Annotated in this window: 22 protein-coding genes; 3 read left to right on the forward strand and 19 right to left on the reverse strand. The window is 41.2% G+C overall.

The window, feature by feature from the left end; all coding sequences use genetic code 11:
- Positions 1-194: 194 nt before the first annotated feature.
- The 15 genes from JOD21_RS01025 to JOD21_RS01095 form a co-directional block, all read right to left on the reverse strand.
- Positions 195-614 (reverse strand): Asp23/Gls24 family envelope stress response protein, encoded by a 420-nt coding sequence (locus JOD21_RS01025; protein ID WP_204727794.1) that lies wholly within the window; start codon positions 612-614, stop codon positions 195-197.
- A gap of 16 nt (positions 615-630) precedes the next feature.
- Complete coding sequence (gene accC, locus JOD21_RS01030; protein WP_204727795.1) at positions 631-1,989, reverse strand: acetyl-CoA carboxylase biotin carboxylase subunit; 1,359 nt, start codon at positions 1,987-1,989, stop codon at positions 631-633.
- A 16-nt stretch (positions 1,990-2,005) separates the two neighbouring features.
- The gene (gene accB / locus JOD21_RS01035) at positions 2,006-2,503 is read right to left on the reverse strand and encodes an acetyl-CoA carboxylase biotin carboxyl carrier protein (protein ID WP_204727796.1); all 498 of its coding nucleotides are present in this window, start codon (positions 2,501-2,503) and stop codon (positions 2,006-2,008) included.
- Positions 2,504-2,720: 217 nt separating this feature from the next.
- Positions 2,721-3,263: a SpoIIIAH-like family protein gene (locus JOD21_RS01040; RefSeq protein WP_204727797.1), complete on the reverse strand. Its 543-nt coding sequence runs from the start codon at positions 3,261-3,263 to the stop codon at positions 2,721-2,723.
- 12 nt (positions 3,264-3,275) lie between these two features.
- Positions 3,276-3,833 (reverse strand): hypothetical protein, encoded by a 558-nt coding sequence (locus JOD21_RS01045; protein ID WP_204727798.1) that lies wholly within the window; start codon positions 3,831-3,833, stop codon positions 3,276-3,278.
- A gap of 14 nt (positions 3,834-3,847) precedes the next feature.
- A complete protein-coding gene (locus JOD21_RS01050; RefSeq protein ID WP_204727799.1) occupies positions 3,848-4,342 on the reverse strand; it encodes a stage III sporulation protein AF in 495 nt (164 codons plus the stop codon).
- A gap of 1 nt (position 4,343) precedes the next feature.
- Positions 4,344-5,456 carry a stage III sporulation protein AE gene (locus tag JOD21_RS01055; RefSeq protein WP_204727800.1) on the reverse strand — a complete coding sequence of 371 codons (1,113 nt, stop codon included), beginning with the start codon at positions 5,454-5,456 and terminating at the stop codon, positions 4,344-4,346.
- 1 nt (position 5,457) lies between these two features.
- Complete coding sequence (locus tag JOD21_RS01060) at positions 5,458-5,871, reverse strand: stage III sporulation AC/AD family protein (protein ID WP_204727801.1); 414 nt, start codon at positions 5,869-5,871, stop codon at positions 5,458-5,460.
- Between the two features lie 9 nt (positions 5,872-5,880).
- Positions 5,881-6,087 carry a stage III sporulation protein AC gene (gene spoIIIAC / locus JOD21_RS01065; protein ID WP_041122843.1) on the reverse strand — a complete coding sequence of 69 codons (207 nt, stop codon included), beginning with the start codon at positions 6,085-6,087 and terminating at the stop codon, positions 5,881-5,883.
- An 18-nt stretch (positions 6,088-6,105) separates the two neighbouring features.
- Positions 6,106-6,609 carry a stage III sporulation protein AB gene (locus JOD21_RS01070; RefSeq protein WP_204727802.1) on the reverse strand — a complete coding sequence of 168 codons (504 nt, stop codon included), beginning with the start codon at positions 6,607-6,609 and terminating at the stop codon, positions 6,106-6,108.
- Positions 6,609-7,478: an ATPase, T2SS/T4P/T4SS family gene (locus JOD21_RS01075; RefSeq protein ID WP_204727803.1), complete on the reverse strand. Its 870-nt coding sequence runs from the start codon at positions 7,476-7,478 to the stop codon at positions 6,609-6,611. Before JOD21_RS01075 ends, JOD21_RS01070 begins: the two co-directional genes overlap by 1 nt.
- Positions 7,479-7,574: 96 nt before the next feature.
- The gene (efp, locus tag JOD21_RS01080; RefSeq protein WP_204727804.1) at positions 7,575-8,135 is read right to left on the reverse strand and encodes an elongation factor P; all 561 of its coding nucleotides are present in this window, start codon (positions 8,133-8,135) and stop codon (positions 7,575-7,577) included.
- Positions 8,136-8,446: 311 nt separating this feature from the next.
- Positions 8,447-9,505 carry a M24 family metallopeptidase gene (locus tag JOD21_RS01085; RefSeq protein ID WP_204727805.1) on the reverse strand — a complete coding sequence of 353 codons (1,059 nt, stop codon included), beginning with the start codon at positions 9,503-9,505 and terminating at the stop codon, positions 8,447-8,449.
- Positions 9,498-9,947: a type II 3-dehydroquinate dehydratase gene (gene aroQ, locus JOD21_RS01090; RefSeq protein ID WP_204727806.1), complete on the reverse strand. Its 450-nt coding sequence runs from the start codon at positions 9,945-9,947 to the stop codon at positions 9,498-9,500. The genes JOD21_RS01085 and aroQ overlap by 8 nt, the downstream gene beginning before the upstream one ends.
- A gap of 62 nt (positions 9,948-10,009) precedes the next feature.
- Entirely contained in the window at positions 10,010-10,471 is a 462-nt protein-coding gene (locus JOD21_RS01095) for a YqhR family membrane protein (protein WP_204727807.1), read from the reverse strand.
- A 168-nt stretch (positions 10,472-10,639) separates the two neighbouring features.
- Here JOD21_RS01095 and JOD21_RS01100 point away from each other — a divergent pair, with 168 nt between their 5' ends.
- Entirely contained in the window at positions 10,640-11,584 is a 945-nt protein-coding gene (locus tag JOD21_RS01100; protein WP_204727808.1) for a DUF1385 domain-containing protein, read from the forward strand.
- 35 nt (positions 11,585-11,619) lie between these two features.
- Positions 11,620-12,003, forward strand: a complete 384-nt coding sequence (locus JOD21_RS01105) for an SA1362 family protein (RefSeq protein WP_204727809.1) — start codon at positions 11,620-11,622, stop codon at positions 12,001-12,003.
- A 113-nt stretch (positions 12,004-12,116) separates the two neighbouring features.
- Here the strand turns inward: JOD21_RS01105 and JOD21_RS01110 are convergent, their stop codons facing one another.
- Positions 12,117-14,666 carry a vitamin B12-dependent ribonucleotide reductase gene (locus JOD21_RS01110; protein ID WP_204727969.1) on the reverse strand — a complete coding sequence of 850 codons (2,550 nt, stop codon included), beginning with the start codon at positions 14,664-14,666 and terminating at the stop codon, positions 12,117-12,119.
- A 384-nt stretch (positions 14,667-15,050) separates the two neighbouring features.
- Between JOD21_RS01110 and JOD21_RS01115 the strand changes: the two genes are divergently transcribed.
- Entirely contained in the window at positions 15,051-15,431 is a 381-nt protein-coding gene (locus JOD21_RS01115; protein ID WP_204727810.1) for a rhodanese-like domain-containing protein, read from the forward strand.
- 48 nt (positions 15,432-15,479) lie between these two features.
- Here the strand turns inward: JOD21_RS01115 and gcvPB are convergent, their stop codons facing one another.
- From gcvPB to gcvT, 3 genes are read right to left on the reverse strand one after another with little or no spacing between them, the layout of a single operon-like run.
- Positions 15,480-16,955 (reverse strand): aminomethyl-transferring glycine dehydrogenase subunit GcvPB, encoded by a 1,476-nt coding sequence (gene gcvPB / locus JOD21_RS01120; RefSeq protein WP_204727811.1) that lies wholly within the window; start codon positions 16,953-16,955, stop codon positions 15,480-15,482.
- Positions 16,948-18,291: an aminomethyl-transferring glycine dehydrogenase subunit GcvPA gene (gcvPA, locus tag JOD21_RS01125; protein WP_204727812.1), complete on the reverse strand. Its 1,344-nt coding sequence runs from the start codon at positions 18,289-18,291 to the stop codon at positions 16,948-16,950. Before gcvPA ends, gcvPB begins: the two co-directional genes overlap by 8 nt.
- 20 nt (positions 18,292-18,311) lie before the next feature.
- Entirely contained in the window at positions 18,312-19,409 is a 1,098-nt protein-coding gene (gcvT, locus tag JOD21_RS01130; RefSeq protein ID WP_204727813.1) for a glycine cleavage system aminomethyltransferase GcvT, read from the reverse strand.
- Positions 19,410-19,472 lie beyond the last annotated feature (63 nt).

Raw genomic sequence — 19,472 nt, forward strand, 5'->3', positions numbered from 1 at the left:
ATATCCATGTCATAAAAAGATCATAGCATAAAAGTGAGCTTCCTACTAACTGAACATGAGCAGTTTTTGAAAATTCATGGTCAGTATGCGCTTTCAGTTACATTCCTTTTTACATGCAGGCTTTGTTAAACTTGTCACAGCGAACACTAAAAAATGCCGCTGATATGAGCGGCATTTTTTAGTGTTCATCATATTCAGTTTTGCTCTTTATCTTCTTCTTCAGTTTTAGCTGAATCAAACTGAATACCAACAACATGGATATTCACTTCATCAGCTTCAAGTGCTGTCATATTCATTAGCGTCTGGCGGATATTGTCCTGCAGTTTCTGAGCAACCTCTGGGATCGCGGTACCGAACTTAACAGTACAATACACATCAAGTACAATCCCTTCGTCTGCAAGCTCTACTTTGATGCCTTTGCCATGATTTTTTTTGCCAAGTCTCTCGGCTACACCGGAAGCGAAGTTGCCCCTCATTTGTGCGATACCATCGACTTCTGAGGCAGCGATCCCGGCAATGACTTCAATCACCTCGGGAGCAATTTCAACTTTTCCCAGCTGGTTTTGTTCAATGCTGCTCATTTGCAACAGGTTATTTTCATTTTCAGCAGTCATATGATCCCCCTCTTACTTAAGCCTTTTTTGACATGATATCATACTTCTCTAAAAATTTTGTGTTAAAGTCTCCACCCTTAAAAACATCGTGGCTTAATAATCTTAAATGGAATGGAATCGTTGTATGAACGCCTTCAATCACAAATTCAGATAATGCACGTCTCATCTTGGCAATCGCCTCATCACGTGTAGCTCCGTAAGTAATGACTTTGGCAATCATAGAATCATAATATGGCGGAATCTCATAACCTGTGTATGCGGCTGAGTCAATTCTGACACCCGGACCGCCTGGTGGAAGATACATTGTAATCTTTCCGGCAGACGGCATAAAGTTTTTCTCAGGGTTTTCGGCATTAATTCTGCATTCCATCGACCATCCTGAGAATGTGACTTCATCCTGTGTAAGGCTCAGCTTTTCTCCTGAAGCAACTTTGATCTGTTCTTTGATCAGGTCTACTCCTGTAACCATTTCAGTAACAGGATGCTCTACCTGAATTCTTGTATTCATTTCCATAAAATAAAATGATTTTTCATTATGGTCATAAATGAATTCAACTGTCCCGGCACCTGTGTAACCTACGGCTTCTGCGGCTTTAACTGCTGCGTCCCCCATACGTTCACGAACCTTTTGATCAAGTGCTGGAGAAGGTGTTTCTTCAAGTAATTTCTGGAGCCTTCTTTGAATTGAACAGTCACGTTCGCCCAGGTGAATCGTATTTCCGTGTGTATCTGCCATTACCTGAATTTCAACGTGACGGAAATCTTCAATGAATTTTTCTATGTACACACCTGGATTGCCAAAAGCAGCTTCAGCTTCCCTTTGAGTCGCTTTAATCCCTTTTTCAAGGTCTGCTTGATCGTGTGCAACACGGATTCCTTTTCCGCCTCCACCGGCAGTCGCTTTGATGATAACCGGGTATCCCATCTCATCAGCAAGCTTCAGCCCGTCCTCCGGTGAAGAAATAATACCTTTTGAACCTGGAACAACCGGCACACCGGCAGCTCTCATTGTTTCACGCGCTACATCTTTTGTACCCATTTTTGATATTGCTTCAGGACTTGGGCCAATGAAAGTAACATTACAGTCTCTGCATAATTCAGCAAAATCCACATTCTCTGCTAAAAAACCGTAACCGGGATGAATAGCATCTGCACCAGTCAATTTTGCAGCAGATATTACATTTGTAAAGTTAAGATAACTGTCTTTAGACAGTTTAGGTCCGATACACACTGCTTCATCAGCCAGTTGAACATGTAAAGCTTCTTTATCAGCTTCAGAATATACAGCGACTGTTTCGATATTGAGCTCTTTGCAGGCACGGATTACACGTACTGCAATTTCTCCTCTATTAGCAATTAATATTTTTTTTATCATACGTATTCTCTCCTAACTACTTTTTAACAAGAAAAAGAGGCTGTCCGTATTCAACAAGCTGACCGTTTTCAACAAGGATTTTAACAATTTCCCCTTCTGTTTCAGCTTCGATTTCGTTAAAGAGTTTCATGGCTTCAACGATACATACTGTTGTATCTGAAGAAACTTTTGAACCCGTCTTCACAAACGGTTCTGCATCCGGTGAAGATGATTCATAAAATGTCCCAACCATAGGAGACTTAATTTCAACTGTATTTTCGAGGTCAGCGGCAGGTTCCGGCTGTGTTTCCTTCACCGGTTCAGGCTTCTTCTCTTCCTTAACAGGTTCTGTCTTTACTTCAGGCTGCTCTGCAACAGTTTCAGACGCCGGAGTTTCTTCAGCAGCTGTTTCTACAGTCTTTCTAGATTGTTTTTTAAGCTTAAGCTTTTCGCCATCCTGTTCATATGTAAATTCATCAATTGAGGATTTGTCGATTAACTTAATAATTTCTCTGATTTCTTGTACTTTTAGCATCATTTACACTCCCTGATCATCATATTAATTAGCAGCAGCTGCTATTATCATACGCTAACAGCAGGCCTAAATTCAAGATTACTGCTATTTTATAAATTAAAACGCTTTCACAAAACATATTGTATCACAAATAAGAAATCTGTATAACGACGCATATTTTCACAATATAAATAACCCTGAAGGTAGAAATCCTCCAGGGTTAAGCTTTAAATTGATATTATTCTGCAGGTTCAAACATTACAGAGACAAATGTATTTTCACCCATTTCCCTGCGTCCAAGCTGTACGAGTTCATTCGCAGCTTCTTTTGAATGTTCATTGTCAATCGATTTTACAGTAATCAGCACTCTTTGATCATCTGTTCTTACCAGCGCATCTTCATAGCCCATTGCTTTAATCATTGTTTCAATCAGTTTTTCTTTTGATTCAAGTCTGTTCAGTTCCTCCATTGCTTCATACGCTTCATCTTTTTCAGCAGCTGTGAAATCTGCAGATGCTACTTTTGACGTCAGCTGCTCTTTCAGTGCGCTTCTCTCATCCTGAACTTCCATCCGTAATACATTAAACAGGTCATCGTTCCCTTCAGATGTCACATCCACCTCATCTTCAAATACCCACTCATCTTCAGTCTCTCCACTTACCACTTCAGAATCCTCATAAGTAACTGCCGCCTGATCAGTCGGTGACATCACATAATATACGGATAACAGGACCACAAGTCCGATCATCGTCATTAACCAGACCGTTTGTTTTTTCAGCATGATTTCATCTCCTTATTGATAAGGTATTACTGCCACTCTGTGTGTTGAGACATCAAGTGCCCTCGAAACTGCCTCGATGACCTTCTTTTTTACACCTGCAGATTCTGTCCCCTCAGCCGCAATTAACACGCCTGCAACCGGAGGCTTTTCAATATATTTCAAAACAGGCTCCCCGCTTGAGGCTGCCTGTCCGAAAACTACTTCCGAGGAAGTCGATTTTCTACCTGAAAAAGACTGGTGATCGTCCCTTTGTTCTTCTCCATTATCCTGCTGAATCTGCTCATTTTTTTCATAAACCATTCTCTCTCCACTGCCAAGTGTGATCATCACATCGACCTTAGAAGTGCCGAGAGATTTTTTTAGCAGCACAGTAATTTTGTTCTCAAGCTGTCTTTCAAGAACGGAAATTTCAGTCGTATCTTCCTTCACCTCTTCTTTTGGCAACTCGACAGACGGCTCATTTTGCGTGATCATGATCAACCCGATCACAAAAAGCAAAAGAATAATTGGGATCTTTTTGTTAAATGTAGGATCTCTGGAAGAAAAAATTGCTTCTTTTATTTTATTCATTGATACCCCCATTGTTAGTATAGGATTGTGATTTGAGAGGTTGGAATGCCCAGTAACTCAGATGTGTTCTCAAGCAGCGCCTCCTGATTTTTACTATTTTCACTCAAAGACAAAGTGATTGAGTACGCCTGATCTTTTTCTGATATCACCACTTCGTTGATCTCACAGTTGCATGAATCCTCTATCAAATTAAGCACAGTGTCTTCGCTTTGTTCTAATATGTATGCAGATTGATCAGTGGACATGCTTTCAATTAATTCGTCTGCATTCTTTTTTTCGTCTGACACCCATTTTTCCAATTCATCTGTTAATGAAAGCGTGATCGCCCCAGGGTCACCAAAAAATTGTTTGATTGGACTCAGCACCCAAAATAAAAAAATCAGCCCTGCTGTAAATCTGACAAATGGTTTCCATGAATCTGACGGTGTCAATATATCAGCAATCAGAAATAACAGAATTAATACTGCCAGTCCGATTGTCCAGTCTGTTAAGTACTGAATATGATCCACCTCACCTGATCATGATTGGAATATTGCTGATAAACATGACAACGATAATAGATATAAAGAAAATACAGCTTGTGAGTAACAGAGATGCAGCCAGATGAAACATACCCTTACTTGCTGCATCTACTGCGTCTGTCAGCCTGGTACTTGCAACAGGCTCCATCAGAACTGCTGTCAGTCTGTACATCACTGCAATCACAAGCATTTTGATAGCCGGAAATATGACAATCAGGATGACAATTAACCCTCCTGCAGCACCAATTGCGTTTTTTGCAAGCATGGATGATGCCATAACTAAATCAGCGGTGTCAGAAACAACTTTTCCTACGAAAGGTAGCATTGTTCCTGCAAGTGTTTTGACAGATTTTGCAGCAACACCATCAGCAGCTGAAGCAGCTGTTGTCTGAATGGATAGGATTGATAAGGATGCAACAGCTGTCACTCCGAGTATCCATAGGCCTGTCTGTCTGCAGAGTGCAGCGAATTTTCCCATACTGAAACGGTCGGAGAGCAGATTCAGCTGATCAAAGAATATCGATAAAATAAATAGAGGAATGATGACTGTTTTCATCAGGAATGTAATGGCATATACCATAATCAGAAGAATCGGGAATGAAGCGGCAGAAGTTGCCGGACCGCCGGAAAGTGTGATGGAAGCTATGTAGAGCGGTAATAACCCGTTCATAAATGCTGACAGAGTCTGAAGAGAATCAAAAATCACGTCCAGAAACAGCTTTATGCTTGATATAATCGTGAGTAATACAAGGCCTAAAATAACAATTGGACTGATGGCAGCGACTTTATGGTGATCAAATGACTGCTCGATTAAATGGATAAAAGAACTGATCAAAAGCAGCAGTATAAGCCAGAAGATCAGCTGTAAATGATCAGTAATTTCATAGAGCGAGTATTTCACAATACCTTCTATCCAGCCATATATGCCAGCATCAAAATTCAAGAGCGCATCAAAGACCGATTTTTTCTCTGACAGTGGAAGGCACTCACCGTATTCTCTTGTAAGTTCTTCCCAATACCTTGTCCATTCTGAATGGTCCTGTGCATCCAGCTGTTCCTGAACAATTGTTTCTATTTCATGATTGATTGTTGTTTCTTTCATGTCACTGTCTTCCCTGAAGCATATTTTCAGGCATCAGCTGAACGATCTGTTCAAGCAATTCAATGAAAACCGGAAATGCGATCGTTAGGATCAGCAGTTTGCCTGTCCATTCAATAATCATGGAGAGTAGCGGCTGCTCGAGCTGCTTCACTAGATGTATGCAGATTTCTGAGACAAATGCGATAACCACCACTTTCAGGAGTACTAGCGAGTACTGATGAAGTCCGGGCACATAACCTGTTAACTGCGTTAGAAAACCGGCTGCTTCTCTCATCTTTACGACCAGTTCATTAATTAAATAAACACTTCCGCAGAATGCCAGCATAAGTGCGGACTGTGGGGATCTGTCTTTTAAAAGAAGCGCTAAAAAACCAATCATAAAGCTGATACCGGCTGTTCTCAGTAAATCTTCCATCTGAATCCTCTAATCGTAAAACATAAGAACTGACCTGACTGCTTCAAAAAAATCACCAAGTGCCTGAATGACGATGTAAAGGACATACATTGCACCGAAAAATGCCAGCCACTGTGCATAGTCTTTTTTCCCAGCCTGTTCAAGAACTGTATATAAAAATGCCACCGCAAGACCGACTCCGGCAATTTTAAACAGTGTTTCCCCATCAATATACACCCGCGATCTCTCCTGGTTTCAAATAAGCAGCAAAACTGCAATCAATCCTGTCATAAAACCTAAAGTCCTGTATATTTTTACGTACTTCCCTTCATTGTCACAAGCATCATCATAAGCTGACTGCAAACCTGAGGTGATAAATTTCAATTCTTTTTCAAGAGATTCAAGATGAATATGATTAAATGCATGACTGATCTTTTCAATCCACTTTATGTCTTCTTTTTTAAGACATGAAAAAGTAGAGTGAGTATACACTGTTTCTTTCCATACCTGATCAAATGGTTTTACTGTAATTTCGTTCTCAATATGTTTTAGAAATTCATTTAATAAAGACTCTCTATCCTTTTGGGTGTTGACCATTTCTGAAATGGTAGCCCTTCTATCTACAGCTTCTCTCTCCATCCATTTACATAAGCGCACAAACTCAAGGAGCAGTTGTCTTCTTCTGATCAGCAGTCCTGCTCTCCTCATGCCTTCGAGTGTAAAGCTCAAAATAATACAGGCTGCTCCGAATGAGAACATCAGCGTGTATCAATCTGGTAGCTGCAATCCCGGCACCTGATTAAGCATAAATCTTTATGTGCCATTAATGATGACAGCTCATCTTTCTGCAGCAATTCTTCAACTGATTCTGCATGTGCGGTGACGATAATTTTTACACCGGCAGATAAAATCTCATCAGCTGCCTGCCCATCAGCCTGTCCCCCTATTTCATCCACAGCGATCACCTCAGGTCCCATTGACCTGAGCATCATTTTCATCCCCCGGGTCTTTGGACATTTATCGAGCACATCAATATGCGGACCGAATGTCAACTGAGGGACCCCTTTATAACAGGCAGCAATCTCAGAACGTTCATCAATGAGTGAAACTGTTTTTGACGGAATACCATCAGTTCCTGATGAAATAAATCTGACTGCATCTCTTATAAAGGTAGTCTTTCCGCTGCCCGGAGGACCGTAAATTAATATATGAGGCCATCTGCCGTGTTGTTTCCAGCATTCAGTCATCAGCTCATCTGATGTATATTTGAATTCCCTGGCGATCCTGATTGAAAAGGATGAAATATACTTAAATGTCGGCAGCTGATTCATACTTTCGATCATTTCCCCTGCTACTCCTATTCTGTGACCACCCTTAACTGTAATAAATCCCGCTGAAAGTTCATTTGCAATTGAATAAACGGAATGATCTGAAATACGCTCAAGCAGTCTGTGGCAATCTTCTTCACCGGGATAATACTGAATTTCTTTTTGTCCCGTCTTTGTTTTTAATACCAGCACTTTACCTTTTCTGATTCTGATTTCATTTACGCCATCAAGGTCTGGACCGGCTGACTCTACAATGATTTCAGCCAGCCGTTCAGGGAGATATGAGAGAATCTGGTGCATGTTTGGCTCCTTCATGTTTTACGACTATCCTATTGAACGAACATATGATTTATGCCCATAAAAAAAACTGCCCAATGATTTGGGCAGTCCGGAAAATTACTGTACACGTGATACATATGAAGCGTCTGTTGTATTAATAACAAGTTTATCGCCTTCATTCACGAAGAATGGCACGTTAACTGTCAATCCTGTCTCAACTGTAGCCGGCTTAGAACCACCGCTTGATGTATCGCCTTTGATACCCGGTTCAGTTTCTGTGACCTCGAGTTCTACAGTGTTAGGTAGTTCAAGACCAAGTGTTTCAGTCTGATACATCATAATCTGAACTTCCATGTTTTCTTTTAGAAACTTTAATTCATATTCAATCTGTGCTGCAGGCAGTTCAATCTGCTCGTATGATTCGTTGTCCATAAATACGTGCATATCACCATTTGCATAAAGGTATTGCATACGCTTGTTATCAATCTGTGCTTTTGCTACTTTCTCGCCTGCTCTGAATGTTTTCTCCTGTACTGCTCCTGTACGAAGGTTACGCAGCTTTGAACGAACAAATGCTGCACCTTTACCAGGTTTAACGTGCTGGAAGTCCATGACTCTCCAGATACCGCCGTCAACTTCTATTGTTAAGCCTGTTTTAAAATCATTTACTGAAATCATATTGAATTCCTCCGTTTTATAAGGTGTCTCACAGTTTTACCGCTAGTAATTGTATATACTTTACGGCAAAAAGTAAACGTAAATTTACATTGACCCTTTAAATAATAAGCATTGTAAAATTTGGCTGTTGATTTCCGCTCCAGGGGACCGCTTTCCGCATGAGCCGTCTTTTGGCTCCGGTTCAATATGACTTCCTCGCCGCTGTGCGTCTGCGGGGTTTCACCTGTCACGCTTCTCCTGCTGGGAGTCGTCCCCTTACGCTGCAATCACCAGCTGTTCTATACATTATTGGACTTTAACATAGCTTAATATTATAGGATAATCAGATCTTTTGTCGAGTGTGTCAGGGTTTCGTTTCCGTTTTCTGTGATCACAGTATCGTCTTCAATTCTAACGCCGCCGATTCCAGGAAGATAAATCCCCGGTTCTACTGTGACAACCATATTCTTTTCAAGTGTTGTTTCTGAACGGAATGACAGCCCCGGACCTTCATGTACTTCCATACCCAGTCCGTGACCGAGACTGTGTCCGAAATACTCTCCATATCCCTTGGATGCAATATAATCTCTTGCAATTGCATCTGCCTCTTTGCCAGTCATACCGGGCTTGATTTCATCCATAGCTTTTAGCTGGGCATCAAGTGTTACCTGATAGATCTCTTTGAGTTTTTCTTCAGGCTCACCGACTGAAAGTGTACGAGTCATATCTGATGCGTAACCCTTATGCAGCGCGCCGTAATCAAGTGTCACAAAGTCGCCCTTTTCAATCACCTTTTCACTTGCTACACCATGCGGAAGTGCTGAACGCTTACCGCTTGCAACGATAATATCAAAAGATGATGAGACTGCTCCTGCGTTTCTCATGAAGAATTCAAGTTCATTTGATACTTCAATTTCAGTTCTGCCCGGCTGGATAAAATCAAGAATATGTTTAAATGCAGCATCAGCAATGTCAGCCGCTTCTTTAATAATCTTAATTTCATGATCAGCTTTAATCATACGCAGCTTTTCAATTGTTCCTGAAAGCGGTACGAGTTCTGCTTTAATATACTCTTCGTATTGCTTGTATGTAGAGAGTACTAAATGATCTGATTCAATCGCCAGTTTTTTAATACCCATCTTCTCACACTGATCAGCAATTTCCTTTGTGATCGGTGCTTTATGTGTAATAACTTCATACCCTTCAGCCTGTTTTTCAGCCTGCTCTGTATAACGGAAATCTGTAATAAACAAAGCTTTATCATTTGAGATCAGAACCGCTCCTGCTGAACCTGTAAAGTTTGTCATATATCTTCTGTTATAAGGGCTGGTAATTAACATGCCATCTGCCTGACCGGCAATCGCCTGTCTCAATTTATCAATTTTACTCATGATCATTCTCCTTTGCATAATGTATTAGGGCATATAATGCCATTTCGTAGCCATAAGATCCAAAGCCTGCAATCTGACCGATTGCTTCAGCAGCAATCATAGAAGTATGTCTGAATGTTTCCCGCGCATGAATGTTGGATAAGTGTACCTCCAATACAGGAATTGAAATAGAGGCAACTGCATCTCTGAGTGCAATGCTTGTATGTGTATATGCAGCCGGATTAAAGATAACTCCAGCGTACCCTTCATCTGCCGCTTCATGTAAAGCATCAATCAATTCGCCTTCATGATTAGATTGTTTAGCTGATAATTCACAGCTTTTAGCTCCGGCGACAGCTCTGAGACGAAGTTCGATTGACTCCAGTGTCTCAGTTCCATAGATCTCAGGCTGCCTTTTTCCTAACCTGTTCAGGTTTGGTCCGTTCAGCAATAATATTTTCACCGCACTACACTCCCCTTTACCTGATACTTCGACACACAAATTAAGTGTAACATATCAGCTGTTTAATTATCTCTATGTTTAGCTGAATAAGGTTCGTCATATGAAACTGAATACCCTGTAAACAGTCCGTACAGAATAAATAGTGAGAAGAGTGAAAACCAGGTGTGCATCTTAAAATCAGGAGCATATAACCGCCAGTCCAGAGCCCATCCTGCAAATAAAAGTAAGATAAGGACCATCATTCCTGAAAAAATACCGGGATAAATTGATGACCTGTTTCTGAAAAACATATAATACAGAACAGTCCAAATGAATGAAACCATGATAATCATGATGCCAAATAAAATCTCACTGACAGCACCTGATCTCCATTCAGCTGTAATAAACGAAAATTCAGGCTTTAAAAAGTCTTTTTCAATAAAGTGCAAATAGACATAAATCCGGTATACAACGTAAAAAAACACAGCTCCTGCCGCTGCAGTATAGAGCGCAAGTGGAAACCTGTTGATTGTAGGGATCTTCATTTTTTCATCATCTCCTTCATGTCATCATTATGTCACGCAATTAAATTGGTTATTCGCACCTCAGACAGTAGAAGAATGACAGATTTTTTAGTAAACTGTAATTACCTTATTCATGATCAACCAATGGTGATTGTAGATTAGGAATGTAAGGAATAGGCTGGTGTAAATATGACGAATCAAAAACCCGCTTACGGCGGCCAGGCAGTAATGGAAGGTGTCATGTTCGGTGGAAAACGGCAGACTGTCACGGCAATCAGGAGAAAAGATGACTCAATTGAGTATTTTCAACTCCCGCGTAAGCAAAACCCGACATTTCAAAAACTAAAGAAGGTTCCTTTTTTGAGAGGTATCATTGCACTGATTGAAGCCAGTGCAAATGGCACTCAGCACCTTAACTTTTCCAGTGAGCGTTTTGACGTTCTGCCGGAGGATGATGAAAAAGTTCAGGAGGAGCAAAAATCTTCAAAGCTTGAAATGATCTTCGGGATCGCAGCAATCGGTGTGCTGTCCTTCTTATTCGGAAAATTTGTATTCACATTAATTCCCGTTTTTCTTGCTGAGCTTTTCCGCTTTGCTGTGCCAGGGGATGTGGGACAGGTTTTACTTGAAAGTGTATTTAAAGTGGTATTGCTGCTTGCATATATTTACTTTATTTCTTTAACCCCTCTGATCAAACGGGTGTTTCAATATCATGGGGCAGAACACAAGGTGATCAACGCGTATGAAAATAACCTTCCACTGACAGTAGACAATGTTCAGTCGCAGTCGAGACTGCATTACAGATGTGGATCAAGCTTTATTTTATTCACCGTGATTGTTGGAATGTTTGTGTATCTCCTCGTACCGACAGAACCGCTGACTGCACGTATTCTTAACCGGATTGCATTGATTCCGGTTGTACTTGGTATTTCTTTTGAAGTACTTCAGCTGACGAATAAAGTACGTGATATTCCAGTGCTTAAATTCCTTGGATATCCCGGCCTTTGGCTTCAGCTGCTTACGACAAAGGAACCTAAAGATGATCAGGTGGAAGTAGCGATTGCATCATTCAATAAAATGCTTGAGCTTGAGGAAGAGGCTGAAAAAGGTTTAAAAAAAGCTGCACTTGTCTAAACTAATAAAAAGGCTTGCTGCGGGAGGTGGCTGCATTGAACGTTAAAAAGTTCGTTTTCTACGCCGTTATTGGTCTGGGAGCGTTTGGATTAATTTCAATGATTGTTTTAGAACCAGGTTCACTGCTTAGAATGATTGTTACTTATGCATTAATTGCTGCAGTTATTTATGGGATTGTACGCTTTGTGATGTCACGGAGAGGGAACAGCCGTGAAAACAGTGCTTATAAAAAAGCAGTACGGCAATCTAAAAAGAAATATCAGCCGGCTAAACCCTCTGCTTCAAAGGTAAAGAGAATTCAGCCGGCAGCCCAGCAAAGAAAGCCTGCTAAAAAAGCTTCAGCTGCAAGATTGAATGGACCTAAGCTGACAGTGATTGAAGGTAAAAAAGGTAAAAAGAAAAAACGTATGACGCTTTAAAACACCTGATCGGAATCAGGTGTTTTTTCTATAGGCTGTATCAGTTCAAGTAACTCTTTTCATAAAAAAAGCTGAGACGTTGTCTCAGCTTTTTACATGTTGATATACAATTTTTATAGTCCACATTTCAACTGTGCATTACAGTTTGTACATGTGTTACAGCCGCCAATTTCTTTGACTGTACCTTTGCGGCAGACAGGACAAGTGTTGCCAATCTCAGAACCGATTGTCACATTTGTTGAACGCAGATCCTGAATAGTATCGATCAATACGACGTTCTGTTTCTGTCTTGGTTTTTCTTCTTTATTTTCTTCAGCCTTCAGCGTCAGCACCTGGCTGTCACGGCTTCCATCAACGTAAACCGTACCACCTTTAGCCCCGCCACGGTAAAGTCTTTCATACACACTTTCAACCTGTTCGACTGAGTAACCTTTTGGTGCATTAACCGTTTTTGAGATTGAACTGTCAATCCATTTCTGAATCACACACTGTGTATCAGCATGTGCTTCAGGTGGCAGTTCCATTGCAGTCACAAAGAATGCCGGCAGTTCATCTTCTTCTGTTTTATTATTCAGCTCAAGATACTCTTTTACAATATCAGCTTTTACTTCAATAAATTTGCCAAGGCGTCCGCTTCTGTAATAAGTGTAAGAGAAGTATGGCTCAAGACCTGTTGCGACTCCTACCATCGTTCCTGTACTTCCGGTTGGTGCAACCGTCAGAAGGTGCGAATTACGAATACCGTTTTCAAGAATTCCTTCACGTACCTTCTCAGGCATTTTCTTCATATACCCTGAATTAATGAACGCCTGTCTCAGTCTCATTGTTTCCTCTTTGGTTTCTCCTTCAAGGAACGGGAATGAGCCGCGTTCTTTTGACAGCTCGACTGAAGTTTCATATGCCGTCACTGCAATTGTTTCAAATATTTTATCTACTAATTGATTTCCCTCTTCTGAACCGTATTCCTTTTCACAGTAAATCAAGAGATCTGCAAGACCCATTACACCGAGACCTACACGACGCTCCCCAAGCGCCTGTTTCTTATTTTCTTCAAGAAAATAAGGTGTAGCATCAATGACGTTGTCCTGCATTCTTACACCAACTGAGACTGTTTCTTTCAGCTTTTCATAGTTAACTGTTTTATTTTTCTTGTCTGCAAACTCAGCAAGGTTTACAGCTGCTAAGTTACAGACAGAAAATGGTGCGAGTGGTTGTTCTCCACATGGGTTGGTTGCTACTACCTGCTGACCGTATGCTTTTGCATTGGTCATCTCGTTTGCATTATCAATAAAGAAAATGCCCGGCTCAGCAGAATAAGTTGCACAGATATTAACCAGGTTCCAGAGTTCTTTTGCTTTGATTGTACGGTACGTTCTGATTTTGTGGCCCTGCTCTTCCCACTTACGGACATCTCCTACTTCATGCCACTGTTCATTATAATAAGCCATTTCTTCTTTTGAATAGGCTTCCACATAAGGGAATCTCAGTGCATATTCCTGATCTTCCTCAACTGCTTTCATAAAGTCGTCTGTCAGACATACTGAAATGTTAGCGCCAGTCAGGAAATCAGGATTGTGAACTGAATAATTTCCTCCCTCAGCCAGCTTTTCTTTCGCATCATTAATGATATCTTCATTGAATCCGCCAAAACCTTCGATCTGTTCGTAATTTACAATACTTTGATACATAGCAGCTTCCTGTTCAGTCAGTGGAGTGAATTTTAGTTTCTCCTGCGCTATTTTTCTGATGAAGTCATCGTTTGTTGTTTCGAGCAGAAATCTCAGGATTCTCGGATTTTGCATTTTGGAGATAATAAATTCGACAATGTCAGGGTGCCAATCCGAAAGCATAATCATTTGTGCCCCACGTCTTGACCCACCCTGTTCTACAAGATGCGTCAGCTTAGCAATATCATCAAGCCATGATACAGAACCTGAAGACTTTCCGTTTACTCCCCTTGCAAGTGTGTTTCTTGGTCTGAGTGTTGAACCGTTCGTCCCGACACCGCCGCCGCGGCTCATAATTTCCATCACCTGCTTACGATGATCAGAGATTCCTTCTCTTGAATCCTGAATAAACGGCATAACGTAGCAATTAAAGAATGTTACATCAGTGTTCGCTCCTGCCCCGTACAACACACGGCCAGCCGGAACAAAACGCATACTTGAGAGTTCTTTATAAAACTTTTCTGTCCATTCTTTTTGAAGCTCTTCTGTCTTTTCAACAGATGCAAGTCCCGTCGCATTTCTCAGCGCAATTTGCTCATAAAAAATTTCAAGCGGCTTTTCGATCACATCAAGCGATCTGACAACAATTCCTGATTCCACTTCTTTCGGTGTATCAAGTGAATTTTTAAACTCTTCTTCCACCTGAACAGAGGCATTTCCGTTTTCCCAGTCAATGTCTTTTACAAAACCGAGTCCGCGTGCCGGGAACTTAGGATCTTCCCTAATTGTTAACACGACAAAGTCTCCTGCAGTTAACGTCTTTTTCTCAGTGTCTTTATATGCATACCGGTCAAGCATAACCAGCCTTGAAACGCCTTTGTGCGTCAGTGACATCTCCTCTGTAATCGGGTGCACAGCATCAAATAAACTGATATCCTCATTAAGTTTCTGTTTATTCAATACTGGTGCTGAAGCTGATAGCTGTGCCACTTTCATTTCCCCTTTCGACATACATCTTTATTAACCAGCATGTTAAGTACTTAACTACTGTATGTATTACCAATAATATAAACCCTCAAACTAAAAAACACAACATATTGTGTTTGCATTTTTAATACTCATACAATATATAGTTTTTTGTGTCAATTAGAAAAGTTTTGTCAAATGTAGAAAACAGCGAAAAACAGAAGAATTCTGAGAAAAAAAGAGAAAATGATCTATTAATTTGAGGAATTGAAATGATTTCACCCTTGTTCTTTTTTCACAATACGTGTCCATTAACTTGTCAAAATCATTCCTTCAATCTGATTATTTCCTTTGAACTTATTGAAGGCGACTACTATAATAAAGAATAGTGTGAGATAGAAAGGGGTTAACAACTTGGAGTCGTTATACGTATTAATTATTGTCCTTGCCGGAATTATTCTTTATTCAGTTTTCACTTATTTCCGACAGAAAAAAATTCTGAAGACTTTAACTGAAGAAGAATTCAAAAGCGGATACCGAAAAGCACAGCTGATTGATGTGCGTGAACAGAAAGAGTATGATGGCGGGCATATCCTCGGAGCAAGAAACATTCCACTTTCCCAGCTCAAAATGAGACTTGGGGAAATCCGTGCAGATAAACCAGTTTATATCTATTGCCAAAATGGCATGAGAAGCGGCCGGGCAGCACAGCTGCTGCATAAAAAAGGCGTGAAGGACCTGTATCAGCTGCAGGGCGGATTTAAAAAATGGACTGGCAAGATTAAAAGAAAATAATGAATCAGATAAAAAACCTCCTGAATGTTTCAGGAGGTTTTCACTATTTTATACTTCCACAGCTTCTTTCTTTTGATATCTCAGAACAGGCTTTCTGGCTGCCTGGGTTTCATCAAGTCTGCTGATGACCGTTGTATGCGGAGCTTCCTGAACGATTTCAGGCTTTTCTTCAGCTTCTTTAGCAATCTGGATCATTGCTTCAATGAACGAATCCAGCGTTTCTTTAGACTCTGTTTCCGTCGGTTCAATCATCATACATTCCTCAACATTAATCGGGAAGTAGATGGTTGGCGGGTGGAAGCCGAAATCAAGCAGGCGTTTTGCGATATCCAGTGTGCGGACGCCGAGCTTCTTCTGCCGCTTGCCGCTGATAACAAACTCGTGCTTACAGTGTCTGTCATATGGTAGATCAAAATACTCAGCAAGTCTTCTCATCATATAATTCGCATTAATCACGGCATTTTCACTGACTGCTTTCAGTCCGTCCGGCCCCATGGTTCTGATATACGTATAAGCACGTACATTAATGCCGAAGTTACCGTAATAAGGCTTTACTCTTCCGATAGATTCCGGACGGTTATAATCAAATGTAAACCCTTCTTCAGTCTTTACTAAAACCGGTTTTGGCAAATAAGGAATCAGGTCTTTTTTAACACCGACCGGCCCGGATCCCGGACCACCACCGCCGTGTGGACCTGTAAACGTTTTATGCAGGTTCAGGTGCACAACGTCAAATCCCATATCGCCAGGTCGTGCCTTTGCAAGTACTGCATTCAGGTTTGCACCATCATAGTAAAGTTTGCCGCCTGCATCATGAATAATGGCAGCCATTTCAAGAATATCTTCTTCAAACAGTCCTAGCGTATTCGGGTTTGTCAGCATAAGCGCAGCTGTCTGATGATCTACTACTCTTTTCAGATCTTCGAGGTCAACAAGTCCGTTCTCATTCGACTTTACAGTAACTGTTTCAAAACCAGCAACCGTTGCTGAAGCAGGATTTGTACCGTGAGCTGAATCAGGTACGATGACTTTTGTGCGGTTAAAATCACCATTTGCTTCATGAAAAGCTCTGATCATCATTAATCCTGTCCACTCACCGTGTGCGCCTGCAGCCGGCTGAAGTGTGACTTCATCCATTCCGGTAATTTCCACAAGGTGCTCCTGGAGATCATACATCATTTCCATTGCTCCCTGAACTGTGCTCTCATCCTGAAGCGGATGAATATGAGCAAACCCTGCATAACGGGCAACCGCTTCATTTACTTTAGGATTATACTTCATCGTACAGCTGCCAAGCGGATAAAACCCTGAGTCCACTCCATGGTTTCTCTTTGAAAGCGCAGTATAATGACGCATAATATCCAGTTCTGAGACTTCCGGCAGTTCCGGAGCCTCCTGACGTACAAACCCTGACGGAAGCAGTTCTTTAGTCTCGATTTCCGGTACATCAAGTTCCGGCAGGCTGTATCCGATCCTTCCTTCACGTGACAATTCAAAGATTAACGGCTGGTTTTCATTACGCATATTGTTTCAGCTCCTCTGCAAGTAGGTCAATTTCTTCTTTCGTACGCTGTTCAGTTACTGCGATCAGCATTTGATTAGCGCGACCTTCAAAATCTCTACCAAGATCGAATCCACCGATAATCTTCTTTTTCATCAGCTCTTTATTAACCTCAGATACTGGTGTATTAAGCTCTACAACAAATTCATTAAATGTATAGCCGCCGTTTATCACTTTTACGCCTGCAGCCTGAAGCTGCTTTTTCGCATAAGCTGCTTTCTGGAGGTTCTGGTGGGCAATATCCTGAATGCCCTGCTTACCAAGTGCTGTCATGGTAACCGATGACGCCAGTGCATTAAGTGCCTGATTAGAGCAGATATTTGAAGTCGCTTTATCACGTCTGATATGCTGTTCACGCGCTTGCAGTGTCAGTACATACCCGCGTTGGCCTTCTTCATCATTTGTTTCACCTACTAGACGGCCCGGCACTTTGCGCATCAGTTTCTTTGTCACAGCAAAATATCCGCAGTGCGGACCGCCAAATGCCTGAGGAAGTCCAAACGGCTGCGCGTCCCCCACAACGATATCAGCACCAAAAGCTCCTGGAGGTGTCAGTGCACCGAGTGACAACGGGTTTGAAGATACGACAAACATTGCCTTTTGTGCATGTGTGAGTTTTTCAATCTCATCGAGTCTTTCAATTTGACCGAAGAAGTTAGGATACTGCACCATCACCGCTGCAATCTCATCTGACATTAATGATGCTAATTCCTCAAGATCAGTTCTGCCGTCTTTTTCCGGAATCGTCACGACTTCAATATGCTGACCAGCTGCATAAGTTTCTAATACTGCTTTAGATTCAGGATGAACAGCGCCGGATACTAATACTTTTTTGCGTTTCGTCTGACCTGCTGAGAGCATTGCGGCTTCTGCAAATGAAGTCCCACCGTCGTACATAGATGAGTTCGCTACATCCATTCCAGTCAGCTCAGCAATCATCGTCTGAAATTCAAAAATGGCCTGAAGTTCACCCTGGGAAATTTCCGGCTGATACGGCGTATATGCTGTATAAAACTCAGACCTTGAAATAACATGATCCATGATGACAGGCGAATAATGATCATATACCCCTGCGCCAAGAAACGAGGTGTTTTTCTGTGTATCAGCATTCTTGTCAGCAAGCTGAGCAAGTTCCTTCATTAGAGCTGACTCCGTTTTTGCAGGCTTAATATTCAACTCGCCTTTAAAACGGACTTTTTCAGGAATATCTTCAAACAGTTCCTCAACTGAAGAAACTCCGATTGTGTTTAACATTTCTTTTTGATCCTGTTCTGTCATGGGTAAGTAACGATGCATCATTTTTGCTGCTCCCTTCTTATTTACCTTTTATAAAATGGAGATTTCACGACTTCAGCTTTCAACTTCTTTTTCCGTACTTCAACATATACTTCCTGACCAACTGAAGAATAATCTTTTTCAATCAGGATATAACCTACATTCTTTCCAAGCGTCGGTGATTGAGTACCGGTAGTGACAAATCCGATTTCTTTTTCATCAGCAAAAACTTTGTAGCCGTGACGCGGGATGCCTTTATCGATCATTTCAATTCCGACCAGTTTACGGGGTGCACCATGATCTTTTTGTTCTTTCAATACTTCCTGACCAATAAATGCGGCTTCTTTATCCGGCTTCACAGCAAAACCGATACCTGCTTCAATCGGAGTAATATCAGCCGTCAATTCCTGACCGTAAAGTGCCAGTTTCGCTTCAAACCTTAATGTATCACGTGCTCCAAGCCCACAAGGAAGCAGTCCTTCCTCTTTACCAGCTTCAAGTAATTTAGCCCATAATTTTTCGGCATCTTCAGGGCTGCAATACAGCTCAAACCCATCTTCTCCTGTGTATCCTGTTCTTGATACCAGTACGGATGAACCGCTAATGTTGACATCATCTTTAAACTTGAAAAAAGTAATCAGGCTTAAATCTTCTTCTGTACATGTTTGAAGAATTTTTTCAGCGCGCGGTCCCTGTATTGCAAGCTGCGCTACCTGGTCAGAAATATTTACAATTTCCACACCATCCATTTGATGACTTAAAAGCCATTCAGTATCTTTGTCATTATTTGAAGCATTAATCACTAATAAATAATCATTTTCATCTTTTTTGTACACGAGCAGATCATCAACTGTACCGCCATTCTCATAACACATAGCTGTATATTGAGCCTGACCTGTTTTAATTTTACTAATATCATTTGTCATCATCTTCTGAAGGTAAGCAAGACTTGAAGGTCCTTTAACAGTCACTTCACCCATATGGGAAACATCAAATAATCCTGCATGATTTCTGACTGCGTGATGTTCTTCTTTGATACTTGAAAACTGCACTGGTAATGCCCAGCCGCCAAAATCAATTACTTTTCCGCCTAAAGCTTTGTAGCTGTCATAAAGCGGTGTTTTTTTCAAAGTGTCATTCATCAGGCTTTCCTCCTTATAATCATCCATTTACACACAAAAAAGGACAGGGAAGCCCCTTTTTAA

It is taken from the genome of Jeotgalibacillus terrae (assembly GCF_016908195.1).
Lineage (GTDB): Bacteria > Bacillota > Bacilli > Bacillales > Jeotgalibacillaceae > Jeotgalibacillus > Jeotgalibacillus terrae.

What these genes read in the sequence shown, in the direction of transcription:
- JOD21_RS01025 (WP_204727794.1), bottom strand. Translation starts at nt 614, where the DNA reads ATGACTGCTGAAAATGAAAATAACCTGTTGCAAATGAGCAGCATTGAA.
- accC (WP_204727795.1), bottom strand. Translation starts at nt 1,989, where the DNA reads ATGATAAAAAAAATATTAATTGCTAATAGAGGAGAAATTGCAGTACGT.
- accB (WP_204727796.1), bottom strand. Translation starts at nt 2,503, where the DNA reads ATGCTAAAAGTACAAGAAATCAGAGAAATTATTAAGTTAATCGACAAA.
- JOD21_RS01040 (WP_204727797.1), bottom strand. Translation starts at nt 3,263, where the DNA reads ATGCTGAAAAAACAAACGGTCTGGTTAATGACGATGATCGGACTTGTG.
- JOD21_RS01045 (WP_204727798.1), bottom strand. Translation starts at nt 3,833, where the DNA reads ATGAATAAAATAAAAGAAGCAATTTTTTCTTCCAGAGATCCTACATTT.
- JOD21_RS01055 (WP_204727800.1), bottom strand. Translation starts at nt 5,456, where the DNA reads ATGAAAGAAACAACAATCAATCATGAAATAGAAACAATTGTTCAGGAA.
- JOD21_RS01060 (WP_204727801.1), bottom strand. Translation starts at nt 5,871, where the DNA reads ATGGAAGATTTACTGAGAACAGCCGGTATCAGCTTTATGATTGGTTTT.
- JOD21_RS01070 (WP_204727802.1), bottom strand. Translation starts at nt 6,609, where the DNA reads ATGTTCTCATTCGGAGCAGCCTGTATTATTTTGAGCTTTACACTCGAA.
- JOD21_RS01075 (WP_204727803.1), bottom strand. Translation starts at nt 7,478, where the DNA reads ATGCACCAGATTCTCTCATATCTCCCTGAACGGCTGGCTGAAATCATT.
- efp (WP_204727804.1), bottom strand. Translation starts at nt 8,135, where the DNA reads ATGATTTCAGTAAATGATTTTAAAACAGGCTTAACAATAGAAGTTGAC.
- JOD21_RS01085 (WP_204727805.1), bottom strand. Translation starts at nt 9,505, where the DNA reads ATGAGTAAAATTGATAAATTGAGACAGGCGATTGCCGGTCAGGCAGAT.
- JOD21_RS01095 (WP_204727807.1), bottom strand. Translation starts at nt 10,471, where the DNA reads ATGAAGATCCCTACAATCAACAGGTTTCCACTTGCGCTCTATACTGCA.
- JOD21_RS01100 (WP_204727808.1), top strand. Translation starts at nt 10,640, where the DNA reads ATGACGAATCAAAAACCCGCTTACGGCGGCCAGGCAGTAATGGAAGGT.
- JOD21_RS01110 (WP_204727969.1), bottom strand. Translation starts at nt 14,666, where the DNA reads ATGAAAGTGGCACAGCTATCAGCTTCAGCACCAGTATTGAATAAACAG.
- gcvPB (WP_204727811.1), bottom strand. Translation starts at nt 16,955, where the DNA reads ATGCGTAATGAAAACCAGCCGTTAATCTTTGAATTGTCACGTGAAGGA.
- gcvPA (WP_204727812.1), bottom strand. Translation starts at nt 18,291, where the DNA reads ATGATGCATCGTTACTTACCCATGACAGAACAGGATCAAAAAGAAATG.
- gcvT (WP_204727813.1), bottom strand. Translation starts at nt 19,409, where the DNA reads ATGAATGACACTTTGAAAAAAACACCGCTTTATGACAGCTACAAAGCT.